Genomic DNA, 17,507 nt, shown 5'->3' on the forward strand with positions numbered 1-17,507 from the left:
GCTGCTGAAACACTGAAATCGCCGGCGCCGGCATCTTTGCTGGCCTGCCACGGCTGATCTGCTAGGCAGGTGGGCATGGCTCCCCCGTCTTGCCATCTGCGCCGCGCTGCGGCGGTGCTTTTGCCCGGTGTCGCCCTTATGCTGGCCAGTTGCGGGGGCGATCGGCGCGGCGCCCTGCCGGTGGCCTTGGCGGGTGACGACAGCGCCTTTCAAACCGCCGCGCCGCGTCCCACGCCGGCCGCGCAGGTCTTGCGTGCCGCCACGGTCGAAGGGCTGGTGGGCTTTGACGCGCAAGGCCGCGTGGTGCCCGCCATTGCCGAACGCTGGATCGTGACCGATGACGGGTTGAGCTATATCTTTCGCCTGCGCGATGGCACCTGGCCCGATGGCACCGCGATCGATGCGCCCAGCGTTGCCGCCGCGCTACGCCGCGCGCAAAAGGCGCTGGCCGGCACCGCGCTGGGGCTTGATCTTGCCCCGATCGACGAGATTCGGGTGATGACCGATCGGGTGGTGGAAGTGGATCTTTCCGCCCCGCTGCCTGATCTCCTGACCCTGCTGGCCCAGCCCGAACTGGGGCTGCCGCGGGCGCGGATCGGGTCTGGCCCGCTCGGCCTGCGCCGCGAAGGCCTGGTCGCGCGCCTGTCTCCCATCCCGCCCGAGCGCCGCGGGCTGCCGGCGCAGGACGGCTTTTCACGCAGCGTGCGGCCGTTGCGCGTGGAAGTGGAAAGCATGGCCGTGGCCGCCCAGCGCTTCAACGATGGGCTGGTCGACGTGGCATTCGGCGGCACGATCGATTCGCTGCCGCTTGCCGGCACCACCATGCTCTCGCGCGGGAACGTGCAACTCGATCCGGTCATGGGGCTGTTCGGCGTCCAAGTGGTGCGCGCGCAGGGCTTCCTGGCCGATCCGCTGCGGCGCGAGGCGCTCGCCCTGGCGATCGACCGCGATGGCCTGGTCGGCGCCTTTGCCATCGGCGGGTGGAGCGGCACGACGCGGCTGGTCTCTCCCGAAGTGCCCGATAGCGATGGCAGCGTGGGTGAGCGCTGGGTCGGCACCACGCTCGACCAGCGCCGCGCGCTGGCGCGCCAACGGGTTATGGCCTGGCTGGCAACTGGGCAGGGCGCGCCGCGCCTGCGCGTGGCTGCGCCCGATGGTCCGGGCACGCGGCTGGCCCTGGCGCACCTGGCGGCCGATTTCGCCACGATTGGCGTGACACTGGAACGGGTTGATGCCAGCGCTTCGGCCGATCTGCGCCTGGTCGACAGCGTGGCGCGCTATACCCGCGCTGCCTGGTTCCTCAACCAGGTGGCCTGCCCGGTCAGCCCGGCAGGGTGCAGCCCGCAAGGCGATGCCCTGGCCGCGCAGGCCCGGGCAGAGCGCGATCCGCAGGCGCGCATGGCCCTGCTGGCGCAGGCCGAAACCGCCGTCACGGCGGCCAACAGCTTCATCCCGATCGCGCGGCCGTTGCGCTGGTCGCTGGTGCGCAGCCGCGTGACCGGGTTTTCCCCCAATCCGTGGGGTTGGCACCCGCTGCCACCGCTGACCATTGTGCCGAAATAGGCAGTTTTTCGAAGAATTGCCGCGATCAGGGCGATTTTTCGCATTTGGTCATGGCGGCGAAAGGAACAACCCGCTAGGGGGCGGGGGCCGAGAGATGGTATATCGGGCTTCGCGTGGTGAGGCCGTGGCACTGTCGTCTGGCCTTATAAACACCCGTGTAATATCCCCAGCCGGTCCCTGCCCACGTTGCGGCCCGGCCCAGACCCGTTGAGTTTCATGCCCTTTTCATCTCTCCCTGCTGCCGTTGCCGAATCCCTTGCCGCCCGTGGCTATGCCGAACCGACTCCGGTCCAGGCCGCCGTGCTCGAAGCGGAAGCGGCCGGCCGCGACCTTCTGGTTTCTGCCCAGACCGGCTCTGGCAAGACCGTTGCCTTTGGCGTGGCCATGGCTTCCGATCTCCTTGGCGATGGCGTGCCGCCGGCCGGCGCGCCGCTGGCCCTGGCCATTGCCCCCACGCGTGAACTGGCCCTTCAGGTCAGCCGCGAACTTGCCTGGCTTTATGAAAAGGCCGGCCTGCGCATCGCCACCTGCGTTGGCGGGATGGACCCGTCCAAGGAACGCCGCCAGCTCAACCATGGTGCGCACATCGTGGTCGGCACGCCCGGCCGCCTGCGCGACCATCTCGAACGCGGCGCGCTCGATCTTTCGGCCCTGCGCTTCGTCGTCCTCGATGAAGCCGACGAAATGCTCGACATGGGCTTCCGCGAAGACCTGGAAGAACTGCTCGACGCCACCCCGGCAGAGCGCCGCACGCTGCTGTTCTCGGCCACCATGCCGCGTCCGATCGCGGTGCTGGCCAAGCAGTATCAGCGCGACGCGCTGCGCATCTCCACGATCGACGATCGCCAGGGCCATGGCGACATCAGCTACCAGGCTGTCGCCGTCTCGCCCAACGACATCGAGAACGCGGTGATCAACCTGCTGCGCTTCCACGAGGCGGAAACGGCCATGCTGTTCTGCGCCACGCGTGACAATGTGCGCCGCCTGCATGCCACGCTGGTCGAGCGCGGCTTCGCCGCCGTGGCGCTGTCGGGCGAGCACAGCCAGAACGAGCGCAACCAGGCGATCCAGGCCTTGCGTGACGGGCGCGCCCGCATCTGCGTGGCCACCGACGTGGCCGCACGCGGGATCGACATTCCCTCGCTCAGCCTGGTGGTCCACGTGGAAGTGCCGCGTGACGCGGAAACCCTGCAGCACCGTTCGGGCCGCACCGGCCGCGCCGGTCGCAAGGGCACGGCCGTGTTGGTGGTGCCCTATCCGCGCCGCCGCCGCCTGGAAGAAATGCTGCGCCGCGCGCGGATCGAGGCGGAATGGATGCCGGCCCCCGGCGCTGCCCAGATTCGCGAGCGTGACCGCGAGCGCCTGCTCGAAAAGCTGCTGGCCCCGGTCGACGCCGAAGACGTGCTCGAAGATGACGTGGCCCTGGCCGACACGCTGATGGAACGCATGGAAGTGCGCGATATCGCGCTGGCGCTGGTGCGCAGCTATCGCTCGGCCATGCCGCAGCCCGAAGACCTCATCGACCTGTCGACCGAGGAAGGCCGCAAGGCCACGCACCGCACGGGCTTTGACGACGTGTCGTGGTTCCGCATGGATATCGGCCGCCGCCAGAACGCCGATCCGCGCTGGCTGCTGCCGCTGTTGTGCCGCCGTGGCCACATCACCCGCAACGAGATCGGTGCGATCCGCATCGGCCCGAGCGAAACCTACTTCCAGGTGCCCAAGGCGATGGAAGATCGTTTCCGCGCCGCGTTGCAGCGCACCGCGCGCGAAGGCGCCGAGGATGAAACCGGCATCCGCATCGAACCGAGCGAACCGCCGCGCGAAATGGCCCGCACCAACCGCCGCCAGGGCAATGGCCCCAACCGCCCGCGCGAAGGCTTCCCGCCGCGCGGTGATGGCCCGCGCAACGATGGCCCCCGCACGCACCGCAAGGGCCCGCCGCGCCGCCGCGAAGGCTGAACCCAAAAGATCCTCCCCCACACCGTGGGGGAGGTGGCGGCCGCAGGCCGTCGGAGGGGGCGTTTACCTCCTTAACCCGCGCGCTCGTCCTGCCGTTCCAGCGGCTCGGCCCGCAGTAGGCCGGCAAGCGCCTGCGCATCGGCGCAGGTGGCATCGCCGGCCAGCCGTGCCTGAAGCGCGCGATAATGCGCCAGCACGCGCTGCCCCAGGTCGCTTACCTTGGCCCCGCCACCATGGGCGCTGCCGGGAAAGGTTTCCACCAGCGGCCCGTGCCAGCAGCGGTTCATCACATCCACCAGTTGCCAGGCGCGGCGATAGCTCATCCCCATGGCGCGCCCGGCGGCCGAGATCGAGCCTTCGCGCGCGATGGCATCGAGCAGGTCGGCCTTGCCCGGCCCCATGGCGATCGCCTCGCCGCAATAGAGCTGTAGCTTGATCTTGATATGCGCTGCATCGGCCATGCCGGGGTTTTAGGCGCGCATGCCGTTTGGCTCAAGCGCGGCGGCAGAGGCATGGCCGTCGTTTTGCGCCGCGCTGGTGCGATCGGCGATGGTATAAGCGAAACAATCGGTTATCGTGCCATCACGGACCATGCGGGAGAGAATGCGATGCGGCCACGGTTGACGGTTTCGACGCTGGGCGTGGCTCTGGCGTCAGCGCTTGGCGCCGCGCCAGCGATGGCTGACGCCAATGGGGTCGAGGCCGCAAGCGCGCAGGGTGATGTGGCGCTGACGATCTATGCCGACATGGCCCTGGTCGAAGACGTGCGGCGCATCGATCTGCCCAAGGGCATCAGCCGCCAGGAATTTCCCGATGTCTCTGCCCAGATCCGGCCCGAAACCGTCACCCTTTCGGCGCCCGGCGCTGCCGTGGTGGAACAGAATTTCGACTACGACCTGCTGACGCCCGATAAGCTGCTCGACAAGTCGGTGGGCCAGGATGTGAGCGTGGTGCGCACCACGCCTGATGGCCAGGAAGTGGCCACGCGCGCGCACGTGCTGGCCAACAACGATGGCGCCGTCGTCCAGGTCGGCAACCGGATCGAGATCCTGCGCAATATGCCCGGCCGCGTGGTCTACCCTGGCCTGCCTGCCGGCCTGCGCGCCCGCCCGACGCTGTCGGTCACGCTCGATGCGGCCAGCGCCGGCACGCGCGCGGTGGGCTTGCGCTATCTGTCGGGTGGATTCGGCTGGAAGGCCGATTATGTGGCGCTGTTCGATGAAAGCGCAGGCAAGCTCGATGTCCAGGGCTGGATCACGCTCAACAACACGACCGGCACGGGCTTTCCCAATGCCCGCGTCATGCTGGTGGCGGGGCAGCCGGGTAGCAACGCGGCTGACGATGGCGATCGCTATGTCCGTCCACCGCGCCGCCCGATGGGCAATCGCATGGGCACGGGCGGGGCCGACGGGCGCGAGACGCTGGGCGATTTCCATGTCTATCCGCTGGCCGGGCGCACCACCGTCGCCAATGCCCAGACCAAGCAGGTGAGTTTCCTCAATGTGGCCGGGGTGCCGGCGCGCAAGGTCTATCAATATCGCAACGGCTGGCAGCACAGCGCGGAAGAGGGCGAAAGCGTCGATACCGTGCTCGCCTTTACGTCGGCCAAGGATGGCGGCCTGGGTGATGCCCTGCCGGCTGGCACGATGCGCGTCTATATGCGCGACGCGCGCGGCAATCCGCAGTTCGTGGGTGAAAGCCCGCTGCCGCATACGCCGATGGGATCGGATTTGGCGCTGAAAACCGGCGTGGCGTTCGACGTGAAGGTGCAGCCGACCGTCGAAAAGCGCGAAAAGATCACCGCGAGCGAGTGGGAACGCACCGCGCAATGGCGCATCACCCGTAATGATGCGGCGCCGGTCACATACACGATCGAACAGCACCCCACGTATTGGCGCACCCAGATGGCGTGGAAGGTTACCAATGCCCGCGCGGTGCCGGTGGAGGTTGACGTGATCCAGGATGGCCTGGACGATGGCTGGCACGATACCCGCGTTTCGGCCGAGAGCCTGCCTGGCCGCCAGCTCTCGCTTGATAGCCGGGTCTGGCATGTCACCGTGCCGGCGCGCGGCGCGGTAACGCTGACCGCCGCGATCGACACCCGCTATTGAGCGGCGCGATCATGCGCACTCTGAACGCGGCCATGGCCCTGTGGCCCGGCCTGGCCCTGGCGCAGCAGGCCGTGACGTCCGCGGCGCCGGCCAGCGTGGCCGTCACCATCTACCGCGAACCGGGGCGCGCCGCCGATGCGGCATTCGATCGCGGCTGGCTGCGCGGCTATGCCCTCGTCACCGAAACCCGCGATGTGGACCTGCCTGCCGGGCCAGCCACGGTGCGGTTTGAAGGGGTGGCGGCAGGCATGCTGGCGGAAACCGCGCTGGTCCGTGGGTTGCCGGCGGGGGTGGCCGAACAGAACCTCGACGCTGATCTGATCGGCGCCCGCAATCTCTATGCCCGCAGCTTTGGCCGCCCGGTGATTGTGCGCCATACCGATCCCCGCAGTGGCGCGGTGGTGGAAGAGCAGGCTGTGATCCGCTCCGGGCCTGATGGCGCTGCCGTGATCCAGACGCGCGATGGTTTCCGCAGCGCGCGCTGCGCCTGGCCCGATGAATATATCAGCTATGCCGATCTGCCCGCCGGGCTGGTGGCCAAGCCCACGCTGTCGGTGCAGACCAGGGCGCCTGCCGCAATGCATGGCCGGGTCACGCTCAGCTATCTCGCCTGGGGATTCGATTGGCGGGCGGATTATGTCCTGACCATGGCGCGCGACGGGCGCCACCTTGATCTGGCCGCCTGGATCACGCTGGCGAGCAGCGACGATACCGCGTTTGCCGGGGCCGCCGCAGCGGTGGTCGCTGGCAAGCCCGAAAAGCAGACGCGCGGGTGGGAAAATCGGTTTGGCGATGACCAATCGCTGTTGTTTACATGCGAGACGGCGCTGCCGCCACCTCCTCCGCCGCCACCTCCACCGATGGTGGAGTTCATGGCCCCCGCCCCGGTAGCAGCGAAGGAGTATATCGTCGTCACTGCCCAGCGCCGCGCCCCGGTCATGGCGCAGCAAGAGGCGCTGGGCGATCTCAAGCTCTATCGCCTGCCATTGCCGACCATGATCGCCCCGCGCGCGCAAAAGCAGATGGCCTTTGCCGATCGCCGCGCCGTCAAGGTGCAGCCATTCTACAAAGGCACGCTGCAACTGGACGAACACGAAGACCAGCCTCTGCGCCAGGCGCTACGGCTGAACAATCGCAAGGCGGCGGGGCTGGGCCTGGCCCTGCCGGCGGGCCACGTCGTGGTCCTCGAACCGCACGGCGCCACGACGCTGCCTGTGGGCGAGGGCCGTATCGACGACAAGGCCGTGGGCGAAGAGATCGACATCGAACTGGGCGAAGCCACCGCCGTGTACCTGGCCGAGGCCGATGGGCGCCAGCGCGATGACGCGCGTGCGCACGATCATATCGCCGCCGTCACCAACGGCCGCGATCAGCCGGTCATCGTGGAACTGGCCATCCCGCTGGGCGAGGGTCAGCGCCTGACTAGCCCATCGCACCCACTCACCCGCAAGAACGGCCAGCCGCTATGGCGCGTCACCGTTCCGGCCCACGGCATCGCCCGGCTTGCCTTCCGGGTGACCGACAGCGCGTGAACCCCATTGACCTTGCCCACCAAATCCCGCAAAGGCCGGCTTCCCCGCACGGGGGCGGTTAGCTCAGTTGGTAGAGCATCTCGTTTACACCGAGAGGGTCGGCGGTTCGAGCCCGTCACCGCCCACCAGGACCACGCTCCAGAGCGTCCCCCAGATATCGGCAATTACAGGCTGTTCCGTCGGGCGATGGCGCCTAGCACGGCAGCGCTCGGCTTGGCGGTGCGAGCGAAAGTGGCTGGGTCGACGCTGTGCAAGCCGAAGCGGTGGGCGTAGCCGAAACCCCATTCGAAATTGTCGAGCAGCGACCAGTGCATATAACCGCGGACCGGGACGCCATCGTCGATAGCGCGCTTGAGTTCGGCCAGCGCGGCGGGGATCAGCCATTGGCGCAGAGAATCGTCGGTGGTGTTGACGCCGTGCTCGGTCACATAGACCGGCAGCTTGGTTGCTTCCCAGGCATAGCGCACCGCGCCGGCCAGTGATCCCGCCCAGACCTCGGCGCCGGTGAAATTCTTGCGCGCGTCGGCCGGTGGGGGGACCACGCCACGGTCGTTCCAGACTTTGCGTTCGTAGTTCTGCACCCCGATAAAGTCGCAGGTCTGGGCGGCCAGGCGCAGCCATTCGCCATAGTAGCGTTCGCGCATGCGATCGCGCAGCGAATGGCGTCCGATCGCCTGGTCGTCGATGATGGCAAGGCTGACGCCGACCGGCAGGTCGGGCCGCACGCTCTTGATGGCGGCCACGCCGCGGCGATGGGCCTCCATCATGTGGGCGCGGTAGGTGGCCGGCTCTTCCACCCAGATCGCCACGCCGGGCGCATACTGCGCCACGCCCAACTGGCGGGCGGCGGCCTCCTGCATGGCCTTGTCGCCGGCAACCAGCTGGGCGGGCAGCAATTCGCCCAGCAAGCCGGCCAGGTTGGGCTCGTTCAAGGTCAAGGCCAGCTCGATGCCGGCGCCAAGATGGCGCACCGCCCGATCACAGAAGCGGGCAAACAGCGTGACCGATTCCGGGTTGCCCCAGCCGCCCTGCGCGGCGAACCAGCGCGGGGTGGTGAAATGATTGAAGGTCACGACCGGCTTGATCCCGCGTGCGCGGCACCCGGCGATCATCGCCTTATAGTGATCGAGCATGGCATTGGAGAAATGCCCTTTGTCAGGCTCGATCCGGGCCCACTCCAGGCTGAAGCGATAGGTGTTGAGGCCAAGGCCCTTTACCAGGTCGAGATCCACCGGCCACAGCTCCAGACTGTTGGCCGCGTCGCCCGAACGATCGGCGAACATGGTGTTGGGCAGATTCTCGATCACCCACAGGTCGGCATTGAGGTTGTTGCCTTCCACCTGGTGCGCGGCGGTCGAGGCGCCCCACAGGAAGCCGGATGGGAAAGCCGGGCTGAGCGGTGCGCCCTGCGCCGCCCGGACCAGCACCGGCGTGCCGGCGGCAGCGCCGAGTGCCATGGCCGAAGCGAGCAGGCTGCGACGATCGGTTTGCATCACTTGTCTCCTCGTGTGGCCAGCAGGCCTTGGGTGCGCATCCAGCGGAGCATCAGGTCCAGCCAGCCCTCTTCCGGCGATCCGGCCGCTGCGGCGGCAAAGCCATGGCCGCCTTTTGAGAAGAGGTGGAACTCGATCGATCGCCCCGCGGCACGATAGCTTTCCAGCAACGGCAGGCCCTGTTGCCGGGCAAGCAAAAAGTCATCGGCGGCGATCGCCACGAACATCGGTGGTGCATCGGCCGGGACCTGCATCGGCCCCATGTTGGGATAGATCGGCGCGGCGAAATCGGGCTTGTCGGCGCCGCCGTGCTCGATCACGCTGCGGGTGAGGAAGCCGCCTGCCGAAAAGCCCATGAAACCGACGCGCTTTGCGTCGATGCCGAGTTCGGCCGCATGCCCGCGCACATAGCGCAGTGCGGCCAGGCCATCGGCCAGCGCTGCTGGTGGCGTATCGGCAGGCGGTGCGAGAACGCTGGGCTGTCCTGCAATCATCTTGTCGAGTTCGGCGACGAACACTTTCTGGTCTGGCGGCGTCGGCAATGTCCGGTACTTGAGAACAAATGCCGTGACTCCGTGGCTGGCGAACCAGCGGGCGATCAGCCAGCCCTCCTTGTCCATTTCGAGCCCGAGGAACGCGCCGCCCGGGGCAATGATGACGGCCGCGCGCGTGCGTGGCTCTGCCGGGCGAAACAGGGTCAGCGTTGCCCGGGTGACATTGCGCACCGCCAGCCTGCCGCCGTCGCTCTTGTGCCAGACCTCGCGGTCGACGCGTTCCGCCGTGGGCAGCAGCACGGTGTCGGGTTGGGCTGGGGCCGCTACGACTTCGGTGGAAATCCCGGACTGCGCAAAAGCGGGGCCAGCAGGCAGGAGTGCTGCCACCGCCAGCAAAGCCGAGGTGGCCGCCACGCCACGCGCACGCCATTTCATGGCGGCGCGGCGCGCAGCCGGCAGAGGTACGATACCATAGCGCGATACGCTGAAGCGGAAGCCTGCCACGTCATCTCTCCATTCGCCGCCGGTCGCAGCCCGTTATCGAGCGGCGATCAGTAGGGTCGCATGGAGTGAGGGTCAACCCGATTCAATCACTGATTAACAGTGGTGACGCGCGTGGTCGCTTGCGTAAAATTGCCGATATTCCTTGCCCCGCAGCCTGCGCTTGGCGATGTTTGCTTTCCCAGCGCGGGCCTGTGGCACGTCCGTCAGGCTTCGGGCTCTTCCACGAACTCGATCAGGTTGCCGGCGCAATCGCGGATGAAACATCCTTTGCCAAAGCTTTCGCGCACGACAAAGGCGATGTCGGCGCCTTTCTGCTCCATCTCCGCCAGGAACGCGTCGAGGTCTGGCACCTGGAACGCCGCGTGCTTGTTGCCGTGGGTCTTCACATCGCGCGGTGGGTGGCGCCGGTCTTCGGGCAGGGGTGCCGCGCCTTCCACCTCGAAGATTTCAAAGCGCAGCGGGCCTTTGCGCACCATCGCGGTGTGGCTGCGCGCGGCTTCGATGTAGAAGCGCTTTTCGAGGGTGAAGCCCAGCACCCGCTGATACCAGGCGATCGCGGCATCCAGATCGGGCACTGAGACCCCGGCGTGGTGGAAGGCGAAGTCGGCCATCAGCGCGCTGCTGCTCTGGCTGCCATCATCCCATCTCCGCAAACGTCTGTGCGCACCAATCGGCGATGTAGTCGCGCATCCCCGTGCCGTTGTCCGCGCCGCAGTGCTCCACCTCGAAGTCAGCCTTGGTGAACACCCGCAGCGTGCGCTTCGGGCTGTTGACCGCCTGGTCATAGCTGCGCTGGGCGTTGAAGGCGGGAATCTGGCGGTCGTTTTCGCCATGGGTGACGAGGAATGGCACCCGGATCTTTTCCACCTGCCCGTCAAGGGTGATGCTGTCGGCATAGTTCAGGAAGGCATCCCGGTCGTCGATCCCGAACACCCACATGACGTGGTCCCAGTAGTGGGGCACCGGGTTCTCGCCCTCGTTGGCCACGCGCTCGCGCTGGCGCTGGCCCCACACGTGGTTTGCCCCCATGACCGCGCACAGGGCATAGCGCGGATCATTGGCGGCGATGCGCGGGGCGTGATAGCCGCCGAACGACAGCCCGAAAATGCCGATGCGATCGTGGATCACGTCGCTGCGTGTCAGCAGATAGTCCAGCGCCGGGCTGCCCCAGCGCTCCGCGTCATAGACCGCCGGCAGGCCCCGCTTGCGGATCGCCTCGCCGGTGCCGGGCTGGTCGACGAACAGGGTGTTCATCCCGCGCTCCAGGTTTACCGCGGCGTGGCCGGCCATGGCCACCTGTTCCTTCATCGAATCGAGCCCATTGACCGACACCAGCGTAGGCCGCGGCGTGCCCGAGCCATCGTGGTAGAACAGCGCGGTATAGCTTGATCCCTCGTAGGGAATCTCGACCTTTTCGACATGCTGCCCGCGCAGCCGGGCGCCCTTCAGATAGAGTTCGAGGCCCTTGTCATAGGCCGCCCAGCGCGGGGCATAGTCACGGCTCTGCAGTCGCTCTGCCCCCAGGTAATAGCCCGATGCCCGCAGATACTTGGTTCCGGCGGACAGCAGGAAGCCTTCCGCTTCGTCGGCTTGCGCATTGCGCGTCACCTGGTCTGCCACCGCGATCCAGCTGTCGAACAGTTGTGCCGATCCGGCATCGGCGCCGGCCTTGGCGGCCTCGCGCACCGGGCGGCATACCTCGTCCAGTTCGCCATGGTTGCCCCCGGCGATCAGCGCCAGGTTGATCCCCAGGTTCCAGATGTAGTTTCCGGGAAACGGCTCGAACATGTGCAAATTCCTTGTGAAAAATCAGTCTGCGGTCCAGCCGCCGTCGACCACGAGGCTGGTCCCGGTCATCAGCGCGCTGGCGTCGCCCGCCAGGAACAGCACCGCACCCATCAGGTCTTCCACCGTGCCCAGCCGCCCCAGCTTGATCTTGCCCAGCACGCTCGCCCTGAAGCTTTCGTCGGCAAAGAACGGGCGCGTCATCGGGGTTTCGATGAACGTGGGGGCGATGGTGTTGCTGCGGATGCCGTGGGGGGCAAGGTCCAGCGCAAAGGCCTTGTTCATGCCTTCCAGCGCCCACTTGCTCGCGCAGTAGAGGCTGCGGTTGGGCCCACCGACATGGCCCATCTGGCTGCCGATGTGGATCAGGCTGCCGCGCACGCCCTGGGCGATCATCGCCTGTACGCAGGCCTGCGCCACGAAGAACGCCGCCTTCACGTTGAGATCCATCACCGCATCGTAATCGGCTTCGCCCACTTGCCACATCGGCATGGGGCGATTGGTTCCGGCGTTGTTGACCAGCACGTGAAAGGCCGGGCGGCCGACGAAGAATGCCGCAACCGCCGCATGGTCGGCCACGTCGAGGACCACGGCCTCGGCAGCCCCACCGGCATCGCGGATGGCCGCTGCGGCTGCCGCGATCTCGTCGGCGCTGCGTGCCGCCAGCGTGACCGTCGCGCCTGCATCGGCAAGCGCGGCGGCCATCGCCAGGCCGATCCCGCGGCCCGCACCGGTAACCAGCGCGCGCCGCCCGTCCAGCCGGAACGATGGCGTGGTCGGCAACACCGGCCGCTCCGTCATGCCCGCGTCAGCTCGCTGGGGGCGGCTTGCCCGGCATAGGGCACGTTTCGCCCGCCATAACGGCGCACCCGCACGTTGGCCTGCTCGCCATGCCCGGCAAAGCCTTCCAGTGCGCACAGCCGGCTGCAATATTCGCCCACCAGTGCCGATGCCTCGTCGGTCAGCACCTTTTGGTAGGTGCAGGTCTTGAGGAACTTGCCCACCCACAGGCCGCCGGTATAGCGCGCGGCCTTGCGCGTCGGCAGGGTGTGGTTGGTGCCGATCACCTTGTCACCGAACGAAACGTTGGTGCGCGGGCCCAGGAACAGCGCGCCATAGTTGGTCATGTTGTTCAGGAAGTAATCGGGATCGGCGGTCATCACCTGCACATGTTCGCTGGCGATGTCGTCGGCGATGCGCACCATCTCCTCGTAACTTTCCGCCACGATCACTTCGCCGTAGGTTTCCCACGCCTTGCGTGCGTGGTCGGCGGTGGGCAGGATCTGCAGCAGCCGCTCGATCTCGACCATCGTCTCGCGCGCCAGCTTCTCTGAATTGGTCAGCAGCACGCCGGGGCTGTCGGGCCCGTGTTCGACCTGGCCCAGGATATCGGTGGCGGCCAGTTCGGCATCGCAGCCCACTTCGTCGGCGATGATCAGCGTCTCGGTCGGCCCGGCAAAGAGATCGATGCCAACGCGGCCGAACAGCTGGCGCTTGGCTTCGGCGACAAACGCATTGCCGGGGCCAACCAGGATATCGACCGGGTCGATGCTCTGCGTGCCGATGGCCATGGCGCCGATCGCCTGGATGCCGCCCAGCGCATAGATCGCGTCGGCCCCGGCCAGTGCCTGTGCTGCCACGATATGCCGCGCTGCCTTGCCCTGGAAAGGCGGGGCGCAGGTGACAACGCGCTTCACGCCGGCCACCTTGGCGGTGATCACCGACATGTGCGCCGAGGCAAGCAGCGGATACTTGCCGCCCGGAACATAGCAGCCGGCGGCGTTGATCGGCACGTTCTTGTGGCCCAGCACCACGCCGGGCATGGTTTCCACTTCCACGTCCTTCATGGACTCGCGCTGTACCTGGGCAAAGTTGCGCACCTGGGTCTGCGCAAACTCGATATCCTTGCGCTCCTGCGCGGTCAGGCTGTCCACCGCGGCGTCGATTTCGGCCTGGCTCAGGCGGTAATCGTCGCGGTCCCATCCGTCGAAGCGAATGCTCATCTCGCGCACGGCCGCGTCGCCACGGGCTTCGATCGCGGCGAGCGCCGCTTCCACCGTATCGCGCACCTTGCGGTCCGCGTCCGCCTTGGCTTCCGCCGTCGCACCGCGCTTGAGGTAAATCGCCACCAAACTCTCCATGTCGGCTTGTCTTTGCAGTGCCCTGCCAGCCGCCTTGGGGCCGAACCATCGCATAGTTTCGATGCGAAGCTATCGATGAGATGCCGTTGTGCGTGGCCCGCCTCCCGCATAGTCGTTGCGAAACGAGAACTTGGAGAGACACGATCGATGCGCCTTGCCACCTTGCAGGATGGAACGCCGGATGGACGGCTCGTGGTCGTATCGCCAGATGGCCGGTCCCACGCGCCCGCGCCGGTGGGCACCTTGCAAGCCGCGCTGGAACGGTGGACCGACGTTGCGCCGCAACTCGCGGCGATCACCACGTTTTCTGAGCCGCTCGACCCGGCGCAGGTGCTCGCCCCCCTGCCGCGCGCCTGGCAATGGCTCGATGGCTCGGCGTTCCAGTCCCATGGCGATCTGATGGATGCCGTGCTCGGCATTACGCCGATCAAGACCGGCGCGCCGCTGATGTACCAGGGCATGTCGGATCGCTTCTACGCCCCGATCAGCGAAGTGAAGTTCCCCGACGAGGCGCTCGGCATCGATTTCGAGGGCGAATTCGGCGTAATCGTCGATGCCGTGCCCATGGGCACATCTGCCGCAGAGGCGATGAACCACATCCGGCTTGTCGTGCAGGTCAACGATTGGTCGCTGCGCACGCTCGCCGGGCCAGAAATGAAGACCGGGTTCGGCTGGGTCCAGGCCAAGCCCCCGTGCGGCATGGCGCCTTATGCCGTCACGCCCGATGAACTGGGCGATGCCTGGCGCGACGGGCGCGTCTGCCTCGATCTTCGCGTGGACTGGAACGGCCAACGGTTTGGCGCGGCCAATGGCGAGCCGATGGGCCACGGCTTCCACGAACTCGTCGCCCATGCGGCGCGCACGCGCGATCTGGTGGCGGGCACGATCATCGGCTCGGGCACCGTGTCCAACCCCAACTTCCGCGAGATCGGTTCTTCCTGCATTGCCGAGCGGCGCGGCATCGAAATGCTCGATCTTGGCGAAGCCAAGACGGCATTCATGCGCTTTGGCGACAGCGTGCGCATGGAAGCAGTCGATGCGGCCGGCCGCGCGCCGTTCGGCGTGCTGAACCAGACCGTGGTCCGTGGCTGACGCCGCTCCCGCCGGCCCGGTCAAGCTGGTCATCCTGCCGCGCACGCGGCTGGGGCTTGGCCGCGCGGGGTTGCGCCGTCATCTCGAAACCGTGCACGGCCCGATGGTGGTGGCCGAGCCCGCGGTGTCGGGCGGTTTCACCGGCTATGTCCACCACTATGCGCAAGACCTTGCGGGCCTGCCGCTGCTCGATGATCGCGATGCGGTCACCGTGATCCGCTTTGCCGAACCCGCCGCCATGGCCGCGTCCAAGGCAAGCGAAGCCTATCGCCTGCGCGTTGGGCCCGATGAAGACAACTTCCGCGAACGGGATGGCTCGATCGCGCTTTTCGCTGCCGAACGCGTCGTGGCGCCCGGCGCTGATGATGCGCTGGCCAAGCTTCTGGTATTTCGTGCGGCGCGCGGCGTGGATATCGAGCGGTGGGCCTTGGCCCTGGCAGCGATCGCCGCGCGGGACGACGTCCACGGCGTGGTCACCAATCTGGCCCGGGTGGTCGAAGGCGATTTTCCGTTCACCCAGTTCGATGAAATCGGCCTTGCCGCCGGGGCCGATCCCACCGTGATTGCCGGCGTTCTTGCCGATCTGGCGGAGCCGGTGCTGGCCCCTGCGGCAACGCGCCACCTGCTGGTTGAACCCGTCCGTTTCATCTGATCAACTACGGAACATGCCCATGAACTCGCCAATCTCCGATTCCGGTCTTCCCCCTGTGCAGCGCGTTGTTACCGGCCATGATGCCAATGGCCGGGCGGTGTTCAAGTCAGAGGACGTGTCGCCCACCAAGCTGATCCCTTCGGGTGACGGCGCGTTCCTGCTGGTGTGGACCACGGCGACGGTGCCGGCCGACAACAATGACGAAACCGATGGTCGCCATCGTCCGGCGGGCCTCACGCTCAACGGCGGCTCGGTCATCCGCATCGTCGACATGCTGCCGGGCAAGGAAAGCCCGATGCACCGCACCAACTCGATCGACTATGGCATCGTGCTGGAGGGTGAGATCGAGCTGGAACTGGACGACGGCGCGAAGCGCACGATCGGGCAGGGCGGCATCATCGTCCAGCGCGGCACCAATCACCTGTGGCGCAACACCACCGACAAGCCCTGCCGCATTGCCTTCATCCTGATCGAGGCCCCGGCCTATCTCCACAATGGCCAGCCGCTGCCCGAAGACAAGCCGGACTGAGGCCATGTTCGATCTGTCGGGCAAGTGCGCGATCGTCACCGGCTCAACCCGGGGCATCGGCCTGGCGATCGCGCAGGCGCTGATCGCGCTAGGGGCGCAGGTCGTCATCTCCAGCGAAAGCGCGGCCGACACGGCCCGCGTTGCTGCCGATCTTGGCATGCCCGGCATGGCTTGCGATGTTACCGACGATGCCGCGCAGGCGGCGCTGGTCGATTTCGCGCTGGCCCGATGCGGGCGGCTCGACATTCTGGTGTGCAATGCCGGGATCACCGGCCGCCCCGGCGGCTTTGCCGATCTGGCCATGGATGATTACGCCCAGGTCATGGCGATCAACCTGCGCAGCCAGGTCGTGCTGTGCAACCTGGCGCTGCCGCATATTGCCGCAGCGCCGGGCGGCGCTGGTGCAGCGGTGCTGGTCGCCAGCCTTGCCGGCCTGCGCGGCAATGGGCGGATCAATGCCTATGCCCTGGCCAAAGCCGGGGTGGCGCAGCTGGCGCGCAACCTGGCGGTGGAATGGGGGCCGCGCGGTGTGCGCGTCAACGCCGTATCGCCTGGCTTTGTCGCCACCGAACTGTCGCAGCCCTTGCTCGACAACGCCGATTTCATGGCCCGCCGCATGGCCATGACGCCGCTGCGCCGCCCTGGTACCCCTGCCGAGATCGCGGGCGCGGTTGCCTTCCTTGCCAGCCCCGCTGCCGGGTTCGTCACCGGCCACAATCTCGTCGCCGATGGCGGCACCCTGATCAGCGACGGCAGCTGACACCGCGCGATCTGCCGGGAAAGGTCAGCCGCGCTGCTTCACCACGCGGTCGAGCCGGCGTCCACGCGGAAATCCGCCCCGGTAATATAGCCTGCCTCGTCCGAACACAGGAACGTCGCCGTCCAGGCGATATCCTCGGGCTGGCCGATGCGCTTGATCATCATCTTTTCCAGCGCAAACGCTTCGAACCCGGGATCTGACGCCATGTGCAGCGCGGTTTGCTGGGTCAGGATCAGGCCGGGCGAGATCGTGTTGGCGCGGATGCCGTGGGGCGCGCCTTCCATCGCCAACTGGCGCGTCATCGCCATGACGCCGCCCTTGCCCGCGCAGTGCGCCAGCGCCGGGGAGCCGTTGAGCGCCACGTGCGCATTGGCCGAGGCGAAATTGACGATCGCCGCGCGTCCGCTCGCCTTCAGCCAGGGCCAGGCCGCGTGCGTGCAGAGAAACACGATGTCGAGTTCGCCGCGCAGGGTATGCTGCCACTGCGCATAGGTCATCGTGTCGATCCAGTTGAACACAGCCATCGCCGCTGCCGGTACCAGCGCATCGATCCGTCCCGCCTCGCTGCCGATCGTCGTGATCGCCTGCTGCACCGCTGCCTCGTCCAGCAGGTCTATCGGCCAGGCCCGTACGGCCCCGCCGGTTTCCTCGGCCAGCGCGCCAATGCCTGCCGCATCGATATCCAGCGCGTGCACGGTTGCCCCTTGCGCCGCAAACATCCGCGCGATCCCGCGTCCAATGCCGGCGCCCGCGCCGGTCACCACGGCCACGCGCCCTGCCAACCGCTGCTGTCCGCGGGCCAGATCCGAAAAGGGCGTTTCGGCAAGGGTCATGGTCTTTTTCCTCTCCATCGCAGGTGTGGCCCTGCCGTTGTCCGATCCTAGCATCC

Annotated in this window: 16 protein-coding genes and 1 tRNA gene; 9 read left to right on the forward strand and 8 right to left on the reverse strand. The window is 67.3% G+C overall.

From position 1 onward, the window contains the following. Positions 1 to 75 precede the first annotated feature (75 nt). Together IP65_RS16250 and IP65_RS16255 are read left to right on the forward strand one after the other, a co-directional pair. Entirely contained in the window at positions 76 to 1,563 is a 1,488-nt protein-coding gene (locus tag IP65_RS16250; RefSeq protein ID WP_054132353.1) for an ABC transporter substrate-binding protein, read from the forward strand. Between the two features lie 216 nt (positions 1,564 to 1,779). Beyond that, positions 1,780 to 3,525 carry a DEAD/DEAH box helicase gene (locus tag IP65_RS16255; RefSeq protein WP_022677473.1) on the forward strand — a complete coding sequence of 582 codons (1,746 nt, stop codon included), beginning with the start codon at positions 1,780 to 1,782 and terminating at the stop codon, positions 3,523 to 3,525. Between the two features lie 71 nt (positions 3,526 to 3,596). On the opposite strand, the gene IP65_RS16260 is transcribed toward IP65_RS16255, so the two are convergent. Beyond that, complete coding sequence (locus IP65_RS16260; protein ID WP_054132340.1) at positions 3,597 to 3,986, reverse strand: winged helix-turn-helix domain-containing protein; 390 nt, start codon at positions 3,984 to 3,986, stop codon at positions 3,597 to 3,599. 147 nt (positions 3,987 to 4,133) lie between these two features. Here IP65_RS16260 and IP65_RS16265 point away from each other — a divergent pair, with 147 nt between their 5' ends. From IP65_RS16265 to IP65_RS16275, 3 genes are all read left to right on the forward strand, one after another. Next, positions 4,134 to 5,636 (forward strand): DUF4139 domain-containing protein, encoded by a 1,503-nt coding sequence (locus IP65_RS16265; protein WP_028658181.1) that lies wholly within the window; start codon positions 4,134 to 4,136, stop codon positions 5,634 to 5,636. An 11-nt stretch (positions 5,637 to 5,647) separates the two neighbouring features. Next, the gene (locus tag IP65_RS16270; protein WP_082350207.1) at positions 5,648 to 7,168 is read left to right on the forward strand and encodes a DUF4139 domain-containing protein; all 1,521 of its coding nucleotides are present in this window, start codon (positions 5,648 to 5,650) and stop codon (positions 7,166 to 7,168) included. Positions 7,169 to 7,220: 52 nt separating this feature from the next. Beyond that, positions 7,221 to 7,296, forward strand: a tRNA-Val gene (locus IP65_RS16275). A 36-nt stretch (positions 7,297 to 7,332) separates the two neighbouring features. Here the strand turns inward: IP65_RS16275 and IP65_RS16280 are convergent. From IP65_RS16280 to hisD, 6 genes are all read right to left on the reverse strand, one after another. Next, complete coding sequence (locus IP65_RS16280) at positions 7,333 to 8,661, reverse strand: glycoside hydrolase family 1 protein (RefSeq protein ID WP_022677469.1); 1,329 nt, start codon at positions 8,659 to 8,661, stop codon at positions 7,333 to 7,335. Further along, on the reverse strand, positions 8,661 to 9,659 hold the full coding sequence (locus tag IP65_RS16285; RefSeq protein WP_022677468.1) for an alpha/beta hydrolase: 999 nt from the start codon (positions 9,657 to 9,659) through the stop codon (positions 8,661 to 8,663). The genes IP65_RS16280 and IP65_RS16285 overlap by 1 nt, the downstream gene beginning before the upstream one ends. A 203-nt stretch (positions 9,660 to 9,862) precedes the next feature. After that, positions 9,863 to 10,270, reverse strand: a complete 408-nt coding sequence (locus tag IP65_RS16290) for a VOC family protein (protein WP_022677467.1) — start codon at positions 10,268 to 10,270, stop codon at positions 9,863 to 9,865. Positions 10,271 to 10,295: 25 nt separating this feature from the next. Then, positions 10,296 to 11,447 carry an alpha/beta hydrolase gene (locus tag IP65_RS16295; RefSeq protein ID WP_022677466.1) on the reverse strand — a complete coding sequence of 384 codons (1,152 nt, stop codon included), beginning with the start codon at positions 11,445 to 11,447 and terminating at the stop codon, positions 10,296 to 10,298. 21 nt (positions 11,448 to 11,468) lie between these two features. Beyond that, complete coding sequence (locus IP65_RS16300) at positions 11,469 to 12,245, reverse strand: SDR family NAD(P)-dependent oxidoreductase (protein WP_054132342.1); 777 nt, start codon at positions 12,243 to 12,245, stop codon at positions 11,469 to 11,471. Then, positions 12,242 to 13,573: a histidinol dehydrogenase gene (gene hisD / locus IP65_RS16305; protein WP_028657577.1), complete on the reverse strand. Its 1,332-nt coding sequence runs from the start codon at positions 13,571 to 13,573 to the stop codon at positions 12,242 to 12,244. Before hisD ends, IP65_RS16300 begins: the two co-directional genes overlap by 4 nt. Positions 13,574 to 13,732: 159 nt before the next feature. Here hisD and IP65_RS16310 point away from each other — a divergent pair, with 159 nt between their 5' ends. The 4 genes from IP65_RS16310 to IP65_RS16325 are packed head-to-tail and all read left to right on the forward strand — an operon-like array spanning position 13,733 to position 16,618. Next, on the forward strand, positions 13,733 to 14,677 hold the full coding sequence (locus tag IP65_RS16310) for a fumarylacetoacetate hydrolase family protein (RefSeq protein ID WP_022675239.1): 945 nt from the start codon (positions 13,733 to 13,735) through the stop codon (positions 14,675 to 14,677). Continuing rightward, on the forward strand, positions 14,670 to 15,329 hold the full coding sequence (locus IP65_RS16315; RefSeq protein WP_022675238.1) for an EthD domain-containing protein: 660 nt from the start codon (positions 14,670 to 14,672) through the stop codon (positions 15,327 to 15,329). Before IP65_RS16310 ends, IP65_RS16315 begins: the two co-directional genes overlap by 8 nt. Positions 15,330 to 15,348: 19 nt before the next feature. Continuing rightward, positions 15,349 to 15,858: a cupin domain-containing protein gene (locus IP65_RS16320; RefSeq protein ID WP_022675237.1), complete on the forward strand. Its 510-nt coding sequence runs from the start codon at positions 15,349 to 15,351 to the stop codon at positions 15,856 to 15,858. Between the two features lie 4 nt (positions 15,859 to 15,862). After that, positions 15,863 to 16,618 carry an SDR family NAD(P)-dependent oxidoreductase gene (locus IP65_RS16325; protein ID WP_022675236.1) on the forward strand — a complete coding sequence of 252 codons (756 nt, stop codon included), beginning with the start codon at positions 15,863 to 15,865 and terminating at the stop codon, positions 16,616 to 16,618. Positions 16,619 to 16,656: 38 nt separating this feature from the next. On the opposite strand, the gene IP65_RS16330 is transcribed toward IP65_RS16325, so the two are convergent. Beyond that, positions 16,657 to 17,451, reverse strand: coding sequence for an SDR family NAD(P)-dependent oxidoreductase (locus IP65_RS16330; protein ID WP_022675235.1), 795 nt, complete (start codon positions 17,449 to 17,451; stop codon positions 16,657 to 16,659). Positions 17,452 to 17,507: the final 56 nt, after the last annotated feature.

Origin of the sequence: Novosphingobium sp. AAP1, from assembly GCF_001295765.1 — a bacterium.
Classification (GTDB): domain Bacteria; phylum Pseudomonadota; class Alphaproteobacteria; order Sphingomonadales; family Sphingomonadaceae; genus Novosphingobium; species Novosphingobium capsulatum.

Coding starts and splice junctions, on each gene's coding strand:
- IP65_RS16250 (WP_054132353.1), top strand. CDS start 76: ATGGCTCCCCCGTCTTGCCATCTGCGCCGCGCTGCGGCGGTGCTTTTG.
- IP65_RS16255 (WP_022677473.1), top strand. CDS start 1,780: ATGCCCTTTTCATCTCTCCCTGCTGCCGTTGCCGAATCCCTTGCCGCC.
- IP65_RS16260 (WP_054132340.1), bottom strand. CDS start 3,986: ATGGCCGATGCAGCGCATATCAAGATCAAGCTACAGCTCTATTGCGGC.
- IP65_RS16265 (WP_028658181.1), top strand. CDS start 4,134: ATGCGGCCACGGTTGACGGTTTCGACGCTGGGCGTGGCTCTGGCGTCA.
- IP65_RS16270 (WP_082350207.1), top strand. CDS start 5,648: ATGCGCACTCTGAACGCGGCCATGGCCCTGTGGCCCGGCCTGGCCCTG.
- IP65_RS16280 (WP_022677469.1), bottom strand. CDS start 8,661: ATGCAAACCGATCGTCGCAGCCTGCTCGCTTCGGCCATGGCACTCGGC.
- IP65_RS16290 (WP_022677467.1), bottom strand. CDS start 10,270: ATGGCCGACTTCGCCTTCCACCACGCCGGGGTCTCAGTGCCCGATCTG.
- IP65_RS16295 (WP_022677466.1), bottom strand. CDS start 11,447: ATGTTCGAGCCGTTTCCCGGAAACTACATCTGGAACCTGGGGATCAAC.
- IP65_RS16300 (WP_054132342.1), bottom strand. CDS start 12,245: ATGACGGAGCGGCCGGTGTTGCCGACCACGCCATCGTTCCGGCTGGAC.
- IP65_RS16310 (WP_022675239.1), top strand. CDS start 13,733: ATGCGCCTTGCCACCTTGCAGGATGGAACGCCGGATGGACGGCTCGTG.
- IP65_RS16320 (WP_022675237.1), top strand. CDS start 15,349: ATGAACTCGCCAATCTCCGATTCCGGTCTTCCCCCTGTGCAGCGCGTT.
- IP65_RS16325 (WP_022675236.1), top strand. CDS start 15,863: ATGTTCGATCTGTCGGGCAAGTGCGCGATCGTCACCGGCTCAACCCGG.
- IP65_RS16330 (WP_022675235.1), bottom strand. CDS start 17,451: ATGACCCTTGCCGAAACGCCCTTTTCGGATCTGGCCCGCGGACAGCAG.